This is a genomic window from Pseudomonas aylmerensis, from assembly GCF_001702265.1.
GTDB lineage: Bacteria > Pseudomonadota > Gammaproteobacteria > Pseudomonadales > Pseudomonadaceae > Aquipseudomonas > Aquipseudomonas aylmerensis.
This window is the reverse complement of sequence record NZ_MAUE01000026.1, coordinates 1-16,926: the sequence shown is the minus strand read 5'-3', so window position 1 is coordinate 16,926 and position 16,926 is coordinate 1. Positions and strand designations below refer to the sequence as shown.

14 protein-coding genes and 1 pseudogene are annotated in these 16,926 nt (G+C 61.2%); 12 read left to right on the top strand and 3 right to left on the bottom strand.

What is annotated here, in order from left to right:
* The first annotated feature begins 146 nt into the window (after positions 1–146).
* From BBG20_RS17745 to BBG20_RS17720, 6 genes are all read left to right on the top strand, one after another.
* On the top strand, positions 147–1,793 hold the full coding sequence (locus BBG20_RS17745) for a GMC family oxidoreductase (RefSeq protein ID WP_065905555.1): 1,647 nt from the start codon (positions 147–149) through the stop codon (positions 1,791–1,793).
* 151 nt (positions 1,794–1,944) lie between these two features.
* Positions 1,945–3,567, top strand: coding sequence for an MFS transporter (locus BBG20_RS17740; protein WP_065905554.1), 1,623 nt, complete (start codon positions 1,945–1,947; stop codon positions 3,565–3,567).
* 134 nt (positions 3,568–3,701) lie between these two features.
* A complete protein-coding gene (locus BBG20_RS17735; protein WP_065905553.1) occupies positions 3,702–5,651 on the top strand; it encodes a DNA topoisomerase III in 1,950 nt (649 codons plus the stop codon).
* A gap of 132 nt (positions 5,652–5,783) precedes the next feature.
* A complete protein-coding gene (locus BBG20_RS17730; protein ID WP_065905552.1) occupies positions 5,784–6,224 on the top strand; it encodes a CBS domain-containing protein in 441 nt (146 codons plus the stop codon).
* 8 nt (positions 6,225–6,232) lie between these two features.
* Entirely contained in the window at positions 6,233–7,078 is an 846-nt protein-coding gene (locus BBG20_RS17725) for an NAD-dependent protein deacetylase (protein ID WP_065905551.1), read from the top strand.
* A gap of 516 nt (positions 7,079–7,594) precedes the next feature.
* Entirely contained in the window at positions 7,595–7,924 is a 330-nt protein-coding gene (locus tag BBG20_RS17720; protein WP_065905550.1) for a hypothetical protein, read from the top strand.
* Between the two features lie 142 nt (positions 7,925–8,066).
* On the opposite strand, the gene BBG20_RS17715 is transcribed toward BBG20_RS17720, so the two are convergent.
* On the bottom strand, positions 8,067–8,966 hold the full coding sequence (locus BBG20_RS17715; protein WP_065905549.1) for a LysR family transcriptional regulator: 900 nt from the start codon (positions 8,964–8,966) through the stop codon (positions 8,067–8,069).
* A gap of 189 nt (positions 8,967–9,155) precedes the next feature.
* On the opposite strand from BBG20_RS17715, the gene BBG20_RS17710 reads away from it, so the two are divergent.
* From BBG20_RS17710 to BBG20_RS17700, 3 genes are read left to right on the top strand one after another with little or no spacing between them, the layout of a single operon-like run.
* Positions 9,156–9,854 carry a CoA transferase subunit A gene (locus BBG20_RS17710; protein ID WP_065905548.1) on the top strand — a complete coding sequence of 233 codons (699 nt, stop codon included), beginning with the start codon at positions 9,156–9,158 and terminating at the stop codon, positions 9,852–9,854.
* Between the two features lie 35 nt (positions 9,855–9,889).
* The gene (locus BBG20_RS17705; protein WP_003211625.1) at positions 9,890–10,549 is read left to right on the top strand and encodes a CoA transferase subunit B; all 660 of its coding nucleotides are present in this window, start codon (positions 9,890–9,892) and stop codon (positions 10,547–10,549) included.
* A gap of 11 nt (positions 10,550–10,560) precedes the next feature.
* On the top strand, positions 10,561–11,742 hold the full coding sequence (locus BBG20_RS17700; protein ID WP_065905547.1) for an acetyl-CoA C-acetyltransferase: 1,182 nt from the start codon (positions 10,561–10,563) through the stop codon (positions 11,740–11,742).
* 181 nt (positions 11,743–11,923) lie between these two features.
* Here the strand turns inward: BBG20_RS17700 and BBG20_RS17695 are convergent, their stop codons facing one another.
* On the bottom strand, positions 11,924–12,340 hold the full coding sequence (locus tag BBG20_RS17695; RefSeq protein WP_065905546.1) for a PaaI family thioesterase: 417 nt from the start codon (positions 12,338–12,340) through the stop codon (positions 11,924–11,926).
* A gap of 156 nt (positions 12,341–12,496) precedes the next feature.
* On the opposite strand from BBG20_RS17695, the gene BBG20_RS17690 reads away from it, so the two are divergent.
* On the top strand, positions 12,497–13,315 hold the full coding sequence (locus BBG20_RS17690; protein ID WP_065905545.1) for a DUF4349 domain-containing protein: 819 nt from the start codon (positions 12,497–12,499) through the stop codon (positions 13,313–13,315).
* A 349-nt stretch (positions 13,316–13,664) separates the two neighbouring features.
* Here the strand turns inward: BBG20_RS17690 and BBG20_RS17685 are convergent, their stop codons facing one another.
* Positions 13,665–14,750, bottom strand: a complete 1,086-nt coding sequence (locus tag BBG20_RS17685) for a DUF1615 domain-containing protein (protein ID WP_065905544.1) — start codon at positions 14,748–14,750, stop codon at positions 13,665–13,667.
* A gap of 146 nt (positions 14,751–14,896) precedes the next feature.
* Between BBG20_RS17685 and BBG20_RS17680 the strand changes: the two genes are divergently transcribed.
* Positions 14,897–15,511 carry a LysE family translocator gene (locus BBG20_RS17680; RefSeq protein WP_065905543.1) on the top strand — a complete coding sequence of 205 codons (615 nt, stop codon included), beginning with the start codon at positions 14,897–14,899 and terminating at the stop codon, positions 15,509–15,511.
* A gap of 222 nt (positions 15,512–15,733) precedes the next feature.
* A pseudogene (locus BBG20_RS17675) lies at positions 15,734–16,926 on the top strand (type IV secretion protein Rhs); the annotation flags it as partial.

The window sequence follows — 16,926 nt, the reverse complement described above, 5'->3', positions numbered from 1 at the left end:
CCCGTGCCTGTGGCGAGCAAGCTTGCCCGCTCGCCACAGCGGTCGCACTGTTTAAAAACGCACAGCAGCTGGGTAAAAACTAACATTTTTAAGACGAAAACTAACAACTAGGATGGAACCAATAAGAAAAACAAGCGAGACCTCAGATGTCCATTGCAACTGCTGAATACGATTACGTGGTAGTAGGCGCCGGCCCCGCAGGCTGCCTGCTGGCCAATCGTCTCTCCGCCAATCCGGCCCACCGCGTACTGCTGCTCGAAGCGGGTGGCCGCGACAACTATCCCTGGATCCATATTCCCGTCGGCTACCTCTTCTGCATCGGCAACCCGCGCACCGACTGGTGCTTCAAGACCGAGGCCCAGGAAGGCCTGCAAGGCCGTGCGTTGAGTTATCCACGCGGCAAAGTGCTCGGCGGTTGCTCGTCGATCAACGGCATGATCTACATGCGTGGCCAGGCCCAGGACTACGACGGTTGGGCAGCCGCGGGCAATGCAGGCTGGGGTTGGAAAGACGTGCTGCCGCTGTTCAAGCAGAGCGAAAACCACTTTGCCGGCAGCTCGGAGTTCCACAGCGATGGCGGCGAATGGCGAGTCGAGCAACAGCGCCTGCACTGGCCGATTCTGGATGCCTTTCGGGATGCGGCGGCGCAAAGCGGCATCGCCTCCATCAGCGACTTCAACCAGGGCGATAACGAAGGCTGCGGCTACTTCCAGGTCAACCAGAAGGCCGGCGTTCGCTGGAATGCGGCCAAGGCGTTTCTCAAGCCCATCCGTCAACGCCCCAATCTCACCGTGCTGACCGACGTTGAAGTCGACCGCGTACTCCTGGAAAACGGCCGCGCCTCCCAAGTCGTCGGGCGTCAACACGGCCAGCAGTCGAGCTGGAGGGCGCGCAAGGAAATCGTGCTGTGCGCCGGCTCCGTGGGCTCGCCGGGCATCCTGCAACGCTCGGGCATCGGCCCCTCCAACGTCCTCAAGCCGCTGGGCATCGAGGTGCTGCACGAGCTGCCGGGCGTCGGTGGCAACCTGCAGGACCACCTGCAACTGCGGCTGATCTACAAGCTGGAAAAAGCCCGAACCCTCAACCAGATCGCCGGCAGCGTGTGGGGCAAGATGGGCATGGGCCTGCGCTACCTGTACGACCGCAGCGGCCCGCTGTCGATGGCGCCGAGCCAGTTGGGTGCGTTTGCCCGCTCGGGCCCGGAACAGACTTCGGCCAACCTTGAATACCATGTGCAGCCGCTGTCGCTGGAGCGTTTTGGCGAACCGCTGCACGCGTTCCCCGCCTTTACTGCGTCAGTCTGCGACCTGCGCCCGCAGAGCCGTGGCCGCATTGATATCCGCTCGGCCAACCCGGCGGATGCGCCGCTGATCCGGCCCAACTACCTCAGCCATCCGGAAGATCTGCGCGTGGCCGCAGATGCCATTCGCCTGACCCGACGCATCGTCGCCGCGCCGGCCTTGAGCCAATTCAAGCCGGTTGAATACCTGCCCGGTGATTCGCTGCAGACCGAAGAGGAGCTGCACGAAGCCGCCGCGCGAATCGGGACTACAATCTTCCATCCAGTGGGCACCTGCCGCATGGGCACTGACCAGGACGCCGTGGTCGACGCCCAACTGCGCGTGCATGGCGTGCCGGGCCTGCGGATTGCCGACGCCTCGATCATGCCGCGCATTACCTCCGGCAATACCTGTTCACCGACGCTGATGATCGCGGAGAAAGCCGCGCAGCTAATCCTTTCGCCGAACACAAGGAACCTTGTCCCCGAGAGAGAAATGACCGCACCCGCATGACCAGCAGGCGTCCGGCCTGGCGATAGCGCATCCAGGGTTTGCATCTGGCTTTACGCCATCGCCCGGCCGGACACCGGCAGGAAGGACAACCGGCGCCAAGGTTGGCGCCGACAGTGGAACAACAATAAATAATCACTGTGAGGGCTACCCGATGTCAGAACATGCTCAACCCCTGGGCTCGGCGATTACCGCGAGTGCCGGCAACGATTCAAGAAAGGTCATCTTCGCTTCGTCCCTCGGGACGGTGTTCGAGTGGTATGACTTTTTCCTCTATGGCGCCCTGGCGGCGGTGATCAGCAAGCAGTTCTTTGCCGGGGTCAACGACACCACCGCGTTTATCTTTGCCTTGATGGCCTTTGCCGCCGGCTTCGTGGTTCGCCCGTTCGGCGCGCTGGTGTTCGGCCGCCTGGGCGACATGATCGGACGCAAATACACCTTTCTCGTCACCATCATCCTGATGGGCGTGGCGACCTTCTGCGTCGGCCTGTTGCCGACGTATGCGAGCATCGGCATCGCGGCGCCGGTCATCCTGATCGTGTTGCGCATGCTGCAAGGCCTGGCCCTGGGCGGCGAGTACGGCGGCGCAGCCACCTATGTGGCCGAGCACGCGCCCGCCGGCAAACGCGGCCTGCACACCAGCTGGATCCAGTCCACCGCCACCCTCGGCCTGCTGTTGTCGCTGCTGGTGGTGCTGGCGTGCCGTTACTTCACCGGCGATCAGTTTGAAGTCTGGAGCTGGCGGATTCCGTTCCTGTTCTCCATCGTGCTGCTGGGCATTTCGACCTGGATCCGTATGAGCCTGCACGAATCGCCGGCATTCCTGAAGATGAAAGAGGAAGGCAAGGCCAGCAAGTCACCGATCCGCGAGTCCTTCGGCAAGTGGGAAAACCTCAAGGTGGTGCTGATTGCGCTGTTCAGCATCAACGGCGGCCAAGCCGTGACCTTCTACGCCGCGCAGTTCTACGTACTGTTCTTCCTCACGCAGTTCCTGAAAATGGACCCGGCCCTGGCCAACATGCTGCTGATCATCAGCGTGGTGATTGGCGCGCCGTTCTTTATCCTGTTTGGCTGGCTGTCGGACAAGGTCGGGCGCAAGCCGGTGCTGATGCTCGGCCTGCTGCTGGCCACCGCGCTGTATTTCCCGATCTTCAAAGGCCTGGCGCATTACACCAACCCGGCGATGGACCAGGCCAGCCATCAGGCACCGATCACCGTATTGGCCGACCCGGCCACCTGCACCTTCCAGTTCGACCCGGTGGGCAAGGCGCGTTTTGACAGCCCGTGCGACAAGGTCAAGACCTTCCTGGTCAAGCAGGGCCTGCCCTACAGCAGCGCCGCCGCCCCGGCGGGCAGCCCGGTGCAGGTGAGCGTGGGTGAAGTGCGCATCGACGGTTACGACGAAGCGGCCCTGCGTGGCGCCGTGACCCTGGCCGGTTACCCGACTTCGGCGGATGTTGCCCAGGTCAACAAAGTGATGGTGGTGGTGCTGATCGTGGCGCTGATCCTGATTGCCGCCATGTGCTACGGCCCGCTGGCGGCGCTGATGGTGGAGCTGTTCCCGACGCGTATCCGCTACACCTCGATGTCGCTGCCCTACCACATCGGTAACGGCTGGTTTGGCGGGTTCCTGCCAACCGTGTCGTTTGCGCTGGTGGTGTACACCGGCGATATCTTCTACGGGCTGTGGTACCCGGTGGTAGTGACCGGCGTGAGCTTGATTGTCGGGTTGTTCTGCCTCAAGGAAACCCGGCATGTGGACATCAATAACAACTGACTGACCCGTGCCCCCCGTCCTTGACGGGCGGGGGCGCACACAAATTGCTGTATATCCATCCAGATAACAGTTGATCAAATCCCTTCTTTTGCCCATCCTGCTCCCCATTCAACTGTGTAACGAATGGGCTGAGCATGCGGCTTTACCTCTGTGAAAAACCTTCCCAGGCCAAGGACATCGCGGCCGTGCTCGGCGCCAGCCGGCGCGGCGACGGGTGCTGGCTGGGCAACGGGGTCACAGTCACCTGGTGCATCGGCCACCTGCTGGAAACCGCCCCGCCCGACGCCTACGACGCCAAATACAAACGCTGGGTGCTGGCTGACCTGCCGATCGTCCCGGAAAAATGGAAGATGCAGGTCAAGCCCAAGACCGCCAGCCAGTTCAAGGCGGTCAAGCGCCTGCTGGGGGAAGCCCAGGAACTGGTGATCGCTACCGACGCCGACCGCGAGGGCGAAATGATCGCCCGCGAACTGGTGGAGCATTGCCGCTATCGCGGGCCGATCCAGCGGTTGTGGCTGTCGGCGCTCGACGATGCCTCGATTCGCAAGGCGTTGGCGGCGCTCAAGCCTGGGGCCGAAACCTTCAGCCTGTACCACTCGGCCCTGGGCCGTTCGCGCGCCGACCGGCTGATAGGCATGAACATGAGTCGCCTGTTTACCCTGCTGGGGCGCCAGTCCGGTTATCAAGGTGTGTTGCCGGTAGGCCGTGTGCAAACGCCGACCTTGCGCCTGGTGGTCGACCGCGACCGCAGCATCGCCGACTTCATACCGGTGGCGTACTGGGCCATCGATGTCGACCTGCGCCATGAGCGCATGACCTTCACCGCCCAATGGCGCGCTGCCGAAGATGCCTGTGACGACCAGGGCCGTTGCCTCAACCCGCAATTGGCTCGCGAAGCCGCCGACGCCATGACCGACGCCGCCAGTGCGCGGCTGGTGAAGCTGCGCACCGAGCGCATGCGCGAGGTCGCGCCCCTGCCCTTCGACCTCGGTACCCTGCAGGAGATCTGCTCGAAGAAGCTCGGCCTCGGCGCCCAGGAAACCCTGGATATCGCGCAATCGCTCTACGAAACCCACAAGGCCATCACCTACCCGCGCAGCGACTGCGGCTATCTGCCACTCAGCCAGCACAGCGAGGTACCGAAGATTCTCGCCGCGCTGGGCCGTGCCGATGCGGCGGTGGATGCGTTGATGCCGCATATCGACCCGCAGCGCCGTTCGCGGGCGTGGAACGATGCCAAGGTCAGCGCGCACCACGGCATCATTCCCACTGGTGCGGGCAAGGATGCCGGCCAATTGACCGGCAAGCACCGTGCGGTCTACACCCTGATACGCGCGCGCTACCTGGCGCAGTTCCTGCCCAACCATGAGTACGATCGCACCCAGGCCGATTTTGACTGTGCCGGCCAGGCTCTACGCGCGGTGGGCAAAGTGGTGATCGAGCCAGGCTGGAAACGCGCCCTGCCCGAAGCCCTGGCCCCGGCAAAGGGCCGCGAGGCACCGGCACCGCAGGCGTTGCCGACGCTGGTGCAGGGGCAGGACTACGCGGTGGCCAAGGTCAACCTCAAGGACCTGTGGACCCAGCCGCCCAAGCCCTTTACCGAAGGCGACCTGATCAAGGCGATGAAAAACGTCGCCAAGCTGGTGGAAGACCCGCTGCTCAAGCAAAAGCTCAAGGACACCACCGGTATCGGCACCGAGGCCACCCGCGCCGGGATCATTCAGGGATTGCTGGACCGGGGTTATCTGCTGAAAAACGGCAAGGCACTATCTGCCACCCCGGCTGCGTTCAGCCTGATCGATGCGGTGCCACGGGCGATTGCCGACCCTGGTACCACCGCGATCTGGGAACAGGCGCTGGACATGGTGCAAAGCGGTGAAATGAGCCTGGAGGAATTCGTTGCCAAGCAAGCGGCCTGGATGAGCAAGCAAGTGGCACGCTGCAACGGCATGCGCATGACCATAACCGGGCCAGCCAGCCCGGCAGGCCGGGGTGCCACCCCGTGGAAAAAGAAGCGAAAAAGCGCGCCTCGCAAGACTACGGCCGCCCGCAAGCGCAGTAAAAAGTCGACTAATACCGGGTAAACACCGAAAAAATCCGGCGAATGACGTTTTTCGACGGGTTTAACGCCGCTTTGGACCTTGCTCCGGCGTAGGCGGTCTAGGATTCTGTAGGGGACCCGCTGACTTCCTAACAACAACACCGGAGTGGCCGCCATGAAAACCGTCGCACAAGTGCTCAAAGCCAAGGATCAGAAAAACCAGGACGTGCACACTATCCAATGGGACCACACCGTGTTTGAAGCGCTGGTGCGGATGTCGGAGAAAAACGTCGGCGCCTTGCCGGTCGTCAAGGAAGGCGCGGTGGTCGGGATCATCAGCGAACGCGATTACGCACGCAAACTCATCCTCAAGGGCCTGTCGTCGGTCACCACACGGGTCGATGAAGTCATGAGTTCCCCGGTGATAACGGTCGACACCCACAAAAGTGTCGAGGAATGCATGAATATCATGACCGACAGTCACCTGCGTCACCTGCCCGTGGTCGAAGGCGGCAAACTGCTGGGCCTGCTGTCCATCGGCGACCTGGTCAAGGAAGCCATCGCCGAACAGGCCGACCTGATCAAGCAGCTGGAGCAGTACATTCGCGGCGAATAGGGGAACCCATGCTCGATACGCTGGAACATCAAGAAGACCACCTCGACACCTTGTACCGGGCCATGGCCGAACGGCGTTTCCTGGTACTGACCGGGGCGGGGATCAGCACCTCATCGGGGATCCCCGACTACCGCGACAGTGAAGGTGTACGTCGGGGCAAGGCCCCAATGATGTATCAGGAATTCCTCGCCACCCCACAGGCACGACGCCGTTATTGGGCACGGGCGATGCTGGGCTGGCCGAGGGTGCGCATTGCGCAGCCGAACAAGGCTCATCTGGCACTGGCGACCCTGCAGCAACGCCAGCGCATCAGCGGGCTGATCACGCAAAACGTCGACACCCTGCATGACCAGGCCGGCAGCCATGACGTGATCGAGCTGCACGGCAGCCTGCACCGGGTGCTGTGCCTGGATTGCCAACTGCGCAGCACGCGCGATGTGATCCAGCGGCAGATGGAAATCGATAACCCCTACCTTGCGCAGGTGCATGCGGTACAAGCGCCAGACGGTGACACCCTCCTCGACCCGACGTTTGAAGAACACTTCCAGGTGCCCCACTGCCCTCACTGCAACGGTGAACGGCTGAAGCCGGACGTGGTGTTCTTTGGCGAAAACGTCGCCCCGGCAACTGCAGCCAGGGCGATGGCGGCGGTCGAGCAAGCAGAAGGCTTGCTGGTAGTGGGCTCGTCACTGATGGCCTATTCGGCATTTCGCCTCTGCAAGGCGATGGTTGAACACGGCAAGCCCGTGATTGCCATCAACCTGGGCAAGACCCGTGGGGATGAGCTGTTGCAGGTGAAGATCGAGGCGTCGTGCGAGCAGTTGTTGCCTCTGTTGGCTGATCGTTTGAGATAACCCCTATGCCAGCTCCTACATGGCTGCGCACCCATTTCATCCCCTCGGATCGACGACCCACCCCTCCAAAAAATGACGCCCAAGTCACGTTTTCCGGGATTCTCCCGTCCTCACAGGGATTTATGTAGTGCTTTAAAAAAATCACTACATAACCGTTGACGTAACGTTTTTGTCCTTGCATGATCTAGACGTCTCCCGGATCGGGAGCGTTGGTAACACGTGTTTTGAACAAGCTCGTCTGACCGCCGAGCTGTTTTTTCCGGATGTGCACTGCCCACAAGGCAGATTGATGAAGCTGACCGGCCCGGAAGGATCGGTACAAGGAGCTCAAACGCTGCTTGTCTTCGTTATGAAACCATTGCGTAGCAGTTCATCAGCAAGACTACATGCATCAGGTTCAAGACCCTGCCCGTATTCGGCAGACCGTCACTGACGCCCGGTTTTTGAAGCCGGAGACAACTAAGCAGTTTTAACGGAATCAACTGATAGATCGCCAACTGGTCAAGGGGCTTACACATGAATCTGAACAACCAACCAACTATCGATGAATTGGCTGAGATGTTCGCAGCGCAGAAAGACACACTCGACGACCATATCCTGTGGATTGGCAAATCGGGCGAAGTGCAAATTGACTGCCTGGCGCCCCACACCGAAGAAGCCGAGTTCGACCGTAATAACCGTGAACTGGCGGCGCGCCTGAAGATGTACCGCCGCGGCCAGGGTTATGTCGGCAAGAAAGCCGCGGCCGATCGCAACTTTATCGAGCAAGTGTTCCATACACTTAATACCGAATGGCAGAACCTCAAAGGCCAATCGCAGGTTAAAGTGATTGATAAATACTGCTGATAAAACTAATTAACACATTAAGTCCGCCCGGTTCGCCGAGCGAACTTTTTTATTGCCATCGTTATCTTGTTAACTGTGGGAACCGGCGTGCCGGCGTTGCTTTGTTGATCACACCGCCGCCGGCAAGCCGGCTGCTAAAGGGCTATAGCGGAAATCGCCCTTTCGCCGCTTCATCGCAGAAAATATCAAACAGCACCTGCGCCGCCGCCGACAGTTCATGCCCCGGTTTGGTCAGCACCCCAATCGGCCGCTCGATCACCGGGCCGTGCAAGGTGATGCAATGGGCGCCCGCCTCCTCCATCTGCCCCGCGCATAACGCAGGCACGGCGCTGACCCCCAGGCCATTGGCAACCATCTTGCCTACGGTCGCCAGTTGATGGCTTTCCAACGCCACGGGCAGTTTCATCTGCAGGGCGCCCAAGTGTTCTTCCAGCATCACGCGCACTGTGGACGGGCGCTGCAAGGTAATGAACGGGTGTTGCAAAAGGGTTTTCCAGTCGACATCAGCCACATGCGCCAAGGGTGAATCGGCGGGCACCACGGCGATGAAGCGATCCAGGTACAACGGCGTGAACGCCAGCGATGTTTCTTCGGCAGGCTCGAACGCCACCCCCAACTCCACCTGCCGATCTCGCACCATCTCCAGGACCTGCTCGTTGATCAGGTCATGCACCGTGACGTTCACCTGCGGGTAACGCGCGCGGAATATCTTCAGGATCGGCGGCAACAGGTTGCCGGCGAACGACGGCATCGCCGCCACCGTCACGCGCCCGCGCTGCAAGGTGAAGCGTTGACGCAATTCATCTTCGGTATTGTCCCAATCGGCAATCAACCGGCGGGCCAAGGGCAGCAGGGATTCACCTTCCGGGGTCAGCGCGACGTTACGGGTATTGCGGCTGAACAATCGCCCGCCCAGCCCTTCTTCCAACCCCTTGATGGTCAGGCTCAGCGCCGACTGGGAGAGGTGCAACCGCTCGCAGGCGGCGGCAAAACTCAGGGTCTGGGCCACGGCGAGAAACGCGCGCATCTGTTTGACGGTCATAGGAACGTTCCAGGTGACGAGATGAAAGCTGCAAGTGAAAGCGGCCGCTGACTATGCTTGAAGCTTACGGACTGAAGCTTATTGTGCTGTTTTCTAAATCAATCAACCTAAAAAAACAACTTAACAAATCAATCCGTCGGCGCAACACTCGATTCATTGGCTGGCCCACAAACAATAATAGAGGTGCATATGGCAGGTTTCGATAAACGCGTGGCGTCCTACGAGGAAGCACTGGCAGGCCTGGAAGACGGCATGACCGTGCTCTCCGGTGGTTTTGGCCTGTGCGGCATTCCGGAAAACCTCATCGCCGAGATCAAGCGCAAAGGCACCCGCGACCTCACCGTGGTTTCCAACAACTGCGGCGTCGATGGTTTCGGCCTCGGCGTACTGCTGGAAGAAAAGCAGATCAGCAAGGTCATCGCCTCCTACGTCGGTGAAAACGCGCTGTTCGAGAAGCAATTGCTCAGCGGCGAAATCGAAGTGGTGCTGACCCCCCAAGGCACTCTCGCCGAAAAAATGCGCGCAGGCGGCGCCGGCATCCCGGCCTTCTTCACCGCCACCGGTGTCGGCACCCCGGTTGCCGAAGGCAAGGAAACCCGCGAATTCAACGGCCGCCCGTATCTGATGGAAGAATCCATCACCGGCGACTTCGCCATTGTCAAAGGCTGGAAAGCCGACCACTTCGGCAACGTCATCTATCGCCACACCGCCCAGAACTTCAACCCGCTGGCCGCCACCGCCGGCAAGATCACCGTGGTCGAAGTGGAAGAAATCGTCGAACCGGGCGAGCTGGAACCGGCGCAGATCCACACTCCTGGCATCTACGTCGACCGGATCATCTGCGGCACTTTCGAGAAGCGCATCGAACAGCGCACCGTCCGCAAATAATCTGCCCCCAGCCCGAACAATAAGGACTCATGAAAATGGCACTTACCCGCGAACAAATGGCTCAACGTGTCGCCCGCGAAATGCAGGACGGTTTCTACGTCAACCTGGGCATCGGCATTCCGACCCTGGTGGCTAACTACATTCCTGAAGGCATGGAAGTGATGCTGCAATCGGAAAACGGCCTGCTGGGCATGGGACCGTTTCCTACTGAAGAAACAATCGATGCCGACATGATCAACGCCGGCAAACAAACCGTGACCGCGCGTATCGGCGCGTCGATCTTCTCCTCCGCCGAATCGTTCGCCATGATCCGCGGCGGCCACGTCGACCTCACCGTGCTTGGCGCGTTTGAAGTCGACGTACAAGGCAACATCGCCTCGTGGATGATCCCCGGCAAGCTGGTCAAGGGCATGGGCGGCGCCATGGACCTGGTGGCCGGTGCGGAAAACATCATCGTGATCATGACCCACGCGTCCAAGGACGGTGAGTCCAAGTTGCTCAGCCAGTGCAGCCTGCCGCTGACCGGCGCCAACTGCATCAAGCGTGTGCTGACTGACCTTGCGTACCTGGAAATCGAAAATGGCGCTTTTGTCCTCAAGGAACGCGCACCTGGCGTCAGCGTTGAAGAGATTGTGAGCAAGACCGCCGGTAAACTGATCGTCCCGGACCACGTTCCAGAAATGCACTTCCAGTGAGGACAGATTCCATGCAAGACGTCGTGATTGTTGCTGCCACCCGCACCGCCGTGGGCAGCTTTCAAGGTTCGCTTGCGAACATCCCGGCTCCGGAACTGGGCGCCGCCGTGATCCGTCGCCTGCTGGAGCAGACCGGCCTGGATCCTGCAGAAGTGGATGAAGTGATTCTCGGCCAGGTGCTCACCGCAGGCAGCGGCCAGAACCCGGCGCGCCAGGCCTCGATCCTCGCCGGCCTGCCACACGCTGTACCCAGCCTGACCCTGAACAAAGTCTGCGGTTCGGGCCTCAAGGCCCTGCACTTGGGCGCCCAGGCTATCCGCTGTGGCGATGCCGAGGTGATCATCGCCGGCGGCATGGAGAACATGAGCCTGGCCCCGTACGTATTGCCTGCCGCGCGCACCGGTTTGCGCATGGGCCACGCCAAGATGATCGACAGCATGATCACCGACGGCCTGTGGGATGCGTTCAACGACTACCACATGGGCATCACCGCCGAGAACCTGGTGGACAAGTACGGCATCAGCCGTGAAGCCCAGGATGCCTTTGCCGCCGCGTCCCAGCAAAAAGCTGCGGCAGCCATCGAGGCCGGGCGTTTTGTCGATGAGATCACGCCGATCCTGATTCCCCAGCGCAAAGGCGACCCGATTGCCTTCGCCGTGGACGAGCAACCGCGCGCCGGTACCACCGCCGAGTCCCTGGCCAAACTCAAGCCGGCGTTCAAGAAAGACGGCAGCGTCACTGCCGGCAACGCCTCCAGCCTCAACGACGGCGCCGCTGCGGTGCTGCTGATGAGTGCCGACAAAGCCAAGGCCCTCGGCCTGCCCGTGCTGGCGCGCATTGCCAGCTATGCGAATGCCGGCGTCGATCCGGCGATCATGGGCATCGGCCCGGTATCGGCCACGCGCCGCTGCCTGGACAAAGCCGGCTGGAGCCTGGGCGACCTGGACCTGATCGAAGCCAACGAAGCCTTCGCCGCGCAATCGCTGGCAGTGGGCAAAGAGCTGGAGTGGGACGCGGACAAGGTCAACGTCAACGGCGGCGCCATTGCCATCGGCCACCCGATCGGCGCCTCAGGCTGCCGCGTGCTGGTGACCCTGCTGCATGAAATGATCAAGCGCGATGCCAAGAAAGGCCTGGCGACGCTGTGCATCGGTGGTGGCCAAGGCGTAGCCCTCGCCCTCGAACGCAGCTGATTCAAACAGCAACGGGGGAAACCGCCCGCGGTGGCGAGGGAGCTTGCTCCCATTGAGCTGCACGGCAGCCCCCGCTGATAAGAGCAACACGGAAACGGCCGGGCTCCACGAAAAGCCCGGCCTTTTCTTTAATGCAAAGGATAGGCGCTGACGTGCCCGCGCTCCCCATCATCGCCGGTTGTCAGTCCGTACGGGGCACCGCAAACACCGCGTTCGCCCGTGCCACCACCTTCTCCCCAACCTGCAGACTCACCGTGGCAAACGCCATCTGCCGTCCACGCTTGTGATGTTCCAAGCGCACCACAATCCACTCCCCTACCTGCACCGCGCCCAGGTAGTCCAGGGTCATGCTCGCGGTAATCAGCGGCAGCGGCGGCTCACTGGAGAATGCCATCGCGTAGCCCATGCCGATATCCGCCAGGGTCGCCAACACCCCGCCGTGCACGGTGCCACGTCCATTGGCGTGACGATTGTCGGCCCGCAGGCCGATTTCCAGCTGCAGGCCTTCACCTCGGCAGTATGCCGGGCCGAGCAAATCCAGCAGCGGGCTGCTGCGGGGCAACGAGACGAAACCTTCGGGGACGGCGTGGCTGATCATGGCGGATTCTTCCTTGGAATAAGACCTGAGGTGTACGCCAGCGCCCGCGCAGCAGCCATCACCATCAGCTACGCAAATCCTTCGCGATGCTTTGCGTTAATCCGCCAGACCGGCTTTAATCGCGGTCAATTTCCCCGCACATCCCAAGGAATTGCAATGCGCCATCTGGACGGCAAACCTCCCGCGCTTTTATGGCTCTTGCTGGCCGGCCTGGCCCTGGTCGGCTGCTCGCCCAAGGATCACTCCCGCGCCAACGTGATCAACGGCGAGCAAGGCCGGGCCGGCGCACAATTGGCCTATGAACATGAGTTGACCCTGGCACTGCCCGGCGCCCTGCTCGCACCGCGCATGCAGGCCACCCGCGAAGCCTGTGAGTCGGCTCGCTTTGGCGCCTGCAATATTCTGGGAATCACCGAAGACGGCAACGGCGGCGAAATCATCCTGCGCATCGCGCCGACCGGCGTGGAACCGATGGTGGCCCTGGCCGCGGAAGGCGGAAAGCTCGGCCAACGCATCACCACTGCCGAAGACCTGGCCGACGCTGTCGCCGATGTGCAACGCCGCCAGGACCGCCTCCAAGCCCAACAGCAACGCCTCGACGAATTGGCCAAGCGCAAGGACATCACCGTCAGCGACTTGATTGCCTTGAGCAAGGAGCAGGCCGGCATCGAAAACGAACTGCAGGCACTGGCCCAAGTCGCCGCGGGCCAGCAACGCCGCCTCGATACCAACCGCGTCACCTTGAACTTCCGCTCCTCCGACGGCGCGAACCAGGCGTCACGCTTCAGCCGGATGTTCAGCAACCTGGGCGACAACCTGGTCGACGGCACTGCCGATGCACTGGAACGCGCCAGTTATGTGCTGCCCTTCGTAGTCCTGGCGTTCCCCGTGCTGTGGTTGTGGGTATGGCTGTGGCGACGGTTGGTCGTGGCGAAAAGATCCAAGGTGGTAGATGGGCCTTCTGTGAACAGCTGACCGCTTGTGGTAGAAGGACCTCGTGGCAGGCCTGGTTCTTGTTGCTAGTCAGGCTCTTGTGGCAGGTCAGGCTCTTGTGGCAAGTCAGGTTCTTGTGGCTGGTCAGCCTCTTGTTGAAACTCAGCCTCCTGTGTCTGGTCAGGCTCTTGTGGCGAGCGGGCTTGCCCCGCGTTGGGCTGCGCAGCAGCCCCATCAAGCAAAATGCGGTTTTTCAGTTATCACGCGGTGCCTGTTTTGGGGCTGCTGCGCAGCCCAACGCGGGGCAAGCCCGCTCACCACAGGGCCGCTCGCCACAGTGCCTATTACTGCAGGGTCGATCACAACAGGTCCACTTGCCACTGGGTCGCTATCAGCGTTTCATGCAGCGCTGATAGCGCTCATCGACCCGGTTGGCAAACCACGCCGTCGTCAGGTTGCGGGTGATCTTCGGGCTCTTGAGCACAATGCCCGGCAGGATCGCCCGCGGCAGCGGTTTGCCGGCAGCCTGATCAGCCAGGGCAAACACGCGCTTGTAAAGGGTGGTGTCTTCAAAATCCAACTGCTCGCCTTGCTCAAGTTGGCTGCGGATGCTGGGGTTGCGCATATCCAGCTTCGCGCCGAGAGAGCGCACCGCCAGCTCGGTGCTGCCGGGTAGCAACGAGCCGTAACGAATCAAATCCCCATCCAAGGTCAATTCGGTGCCGGTGACACGGCTGACCGCCGCTTGAAACGCGGCGTTGCGACTGGCGTACCAGCCGGCATTGAAGTCGGCAAAACGGTACAGCGGCTGATCGTAATTCACCGGATAACCGAGCAAATGGGCGATGCCGAAGTACATGCCGCCGCGCCGGGTGAACACTTCGCGACGAATCGTGCCATCCACCGTGTAGGGATAACCTCGCGCCTGTTTCTGCGCAAAATCGATGCTCACCTGCATGGGGCCTGCGGTGTGCACTGGATTGAAGCCACCAAACAGCGTGTTGCCCAGGGGCACCACGCTGATGAAATCATCAAAGATGCCGCTGAGGTCTTTCTCGGTGCGCGCGCCACTCAGGCGTTCTGCGTAGGTCTTGCCGGTGGGCGAAGTCAGTTGCAAGGCGCTGCGCACCACAAAGGCCGGCACGTGCACCTTGCCGGCACGGCGCAGGATTTCATCCTGGGCGATCTTGCCCATGTTCGGCACCGGCGGGTCGACCTGATAAGTGGACTCCTGCTCGGTCACCGCCAGCACGGCGCAAATGTTCTCCGTGCTGGGGTAGATCTTCTGGGTATCAAAGGCCGTGTAGATATCTTGGGCCCAGCCGTTACGGTCCTTCACGGTTGCCGGCAGCAGGCGCACGATCTGCGCCTTCACCTCGGCCTCGCTGCGCTGCGGCTGTTGCGGGGCGCGCGTTGTAGAGCAACCGGCCAGCACCAGGAGCGTGGTGAGGCACAGGATCAGTCGGGATGCGGACATGGGACTTCCTTGAACGACAATGGGCCAGCTAGCGCTGATATCGACAGGTAAGTCTATCCGGCGTTCGCCGCCCTGCTGCACTCGCCAGCAAAAGACAAACGTGACAGGATCTGTCATCGACCATTCGTACAAGGAGTTTGAATGCCATGCTGAGCTTGAATTTCCTCGTCACCTGCCTGATCGTCGTGCTGATTCCCGGCACCGGCGTGATCTTCACCGTCTCCACCGGCCTCACCGCCGGCAAACGCGCCAGCGTCTTCGCTGCGCTGGGCTGCACGGCGGGAATCCTCCCGCACTTGCTGGCTTCCATACTCGGGCTTTCCGCGCTGCTGCACACCAGCGCACTGGCGTTCGAAGTACTCAAATACGCCGGCGTGGCCTACCTGCTGTATCTGGCCTACGCCACCTGGCGTGACCGCTCGGCCTTCGCCATGAATGACACGCCCATCGTTGCCACCCTGCGCAGCCTGATCATTCGCGGTTTCCTGCTGAACATTCTCAACCCCAAACTGACGATTTTCTTCCTGGCCTTCCTGCCACAGTTCGTCACCCCCGGCAGCACCGCGCCGGCCTTGCAAATACTGGTGCTGAGCGGCGTATTCATGGCGATGACGTTTGCGGTGTTTGTGCTCTACGGACTGCTGGCCAATGGATTTCGCCGCGCAGTCATCGAATCGCCACGCGTGCAGAATTGGCTGCGCCGCAGTTTTGCAGCAGCCTTTGCAGGGTTGGGGTTGAATTTGGCGTTCGCACAGCGCTGAACACTGGGCACTTGGGCGCAAGCAGACAATGTTTGCTGAAACGCCCCACCCCAATGCCGGATAAGCACTACAGATATCACTTAAAAACCGCTGCAAAGTCCCTCGCCTGATCACACAGTGCGAGGGATTGCAGATGTTTTTTTTCGATAGCCCCGCCGTTTTGGTGGGTGCGCCTTGATCAACGCCACCAGCCAAACCATCGGCCTCCTGCTGCTGACGGCCATGGATGCCAAGACGCGTGACGTCGAAGCCGTGCTCAGCGACTTCAGGCGCTGCCTCAATTCCTACGAAACCTTGGCGCAAAGCGTCCTCAGCTCTTCGGCGCTGGATGTCGAGCAGGTATTCAAGGTCGGCCGTGAGGTGGCGCTTGTCACGCCGATCAACCGCTCGATCCTTCCCAGCAGTACCGTCGCCGCGTGCCAGGCCAACGGCACATTGACCCTGGTGCACATGTTCCAGAGTTCGAGGTTCGTGCCCATCGGCAATACGCCCGTGATGTTGCAGCGTATCGACCCACACGGCGGCCCGCTGGGGGCGCCCATCCATAAAACCATCGGGCCCAGCGGCATTCTGGAAGTTACCGAGTGCGATCGTAACCAGCAGTACCGCATCAGTTTCTACCCCAACGTCTCCCAAGAGCATTTCAAGGCGCTGTATGCCTCCTATCAGTCGGTCATCGGGCCGCTGGAGGGCTGGCTGCGCAGCGAGTGGGACGCCACGTTTGCACCGCTGTGGGCGGACTACTCCGAGGCCAATTTCCTCAAGCGCTACCTGATGCTGCACCGAGCCTACGCCCGGGGATTTGGCAATGCGCTGTATGAACTCTGGGATTCCCTCAAGCAGCTGCTTCAGTGGCTTATGGACCCGCTTGCCAATGCCGAGAAGCTGCTGCATTACCTGTCCCGCGCCGAACTCGAAAAGCTCCTGAACCTCAGCGCCGAAATCCTCGCAAAAGGCATTTTGGTGCTCAGCGATGAGCCGCTGCTGTTCATTTACTTGTCGGTATTGGTCAGTTGGATGCGGATGATGCCGCCGCCGTACATGAATGAATTGCTCGGGGAAATCAGCGCCGAAGTGCTGATCAACCTGCTGCTGGCCCTCGCCACCGGTGCGATGGGCGTGGCGATCGGCATGAGCGCCAAGGTCCTGGACGGCATCAAGTCTCGTCGTGCGCGCCAGTGGTTCAAACAGGTGGCCAGGCAATTTGGGAAATCTCGTGTGCAGGGCCATGTCGAGGCGGCCAAACCGTTGTTGCTGAGGAGCGCAGCGACGCCGATCACGGTGATTCCGGATGTGCCATTGAAGGCCGGGGATCAGCTGATTTCCAACCCGGTGCCGGCGGTTCGCGGCAAGACGCAGCGGACGACGTTGGTTCGGCAGGAGCATGTCGACGATGTGCCTGCTGCTGGCAAGAA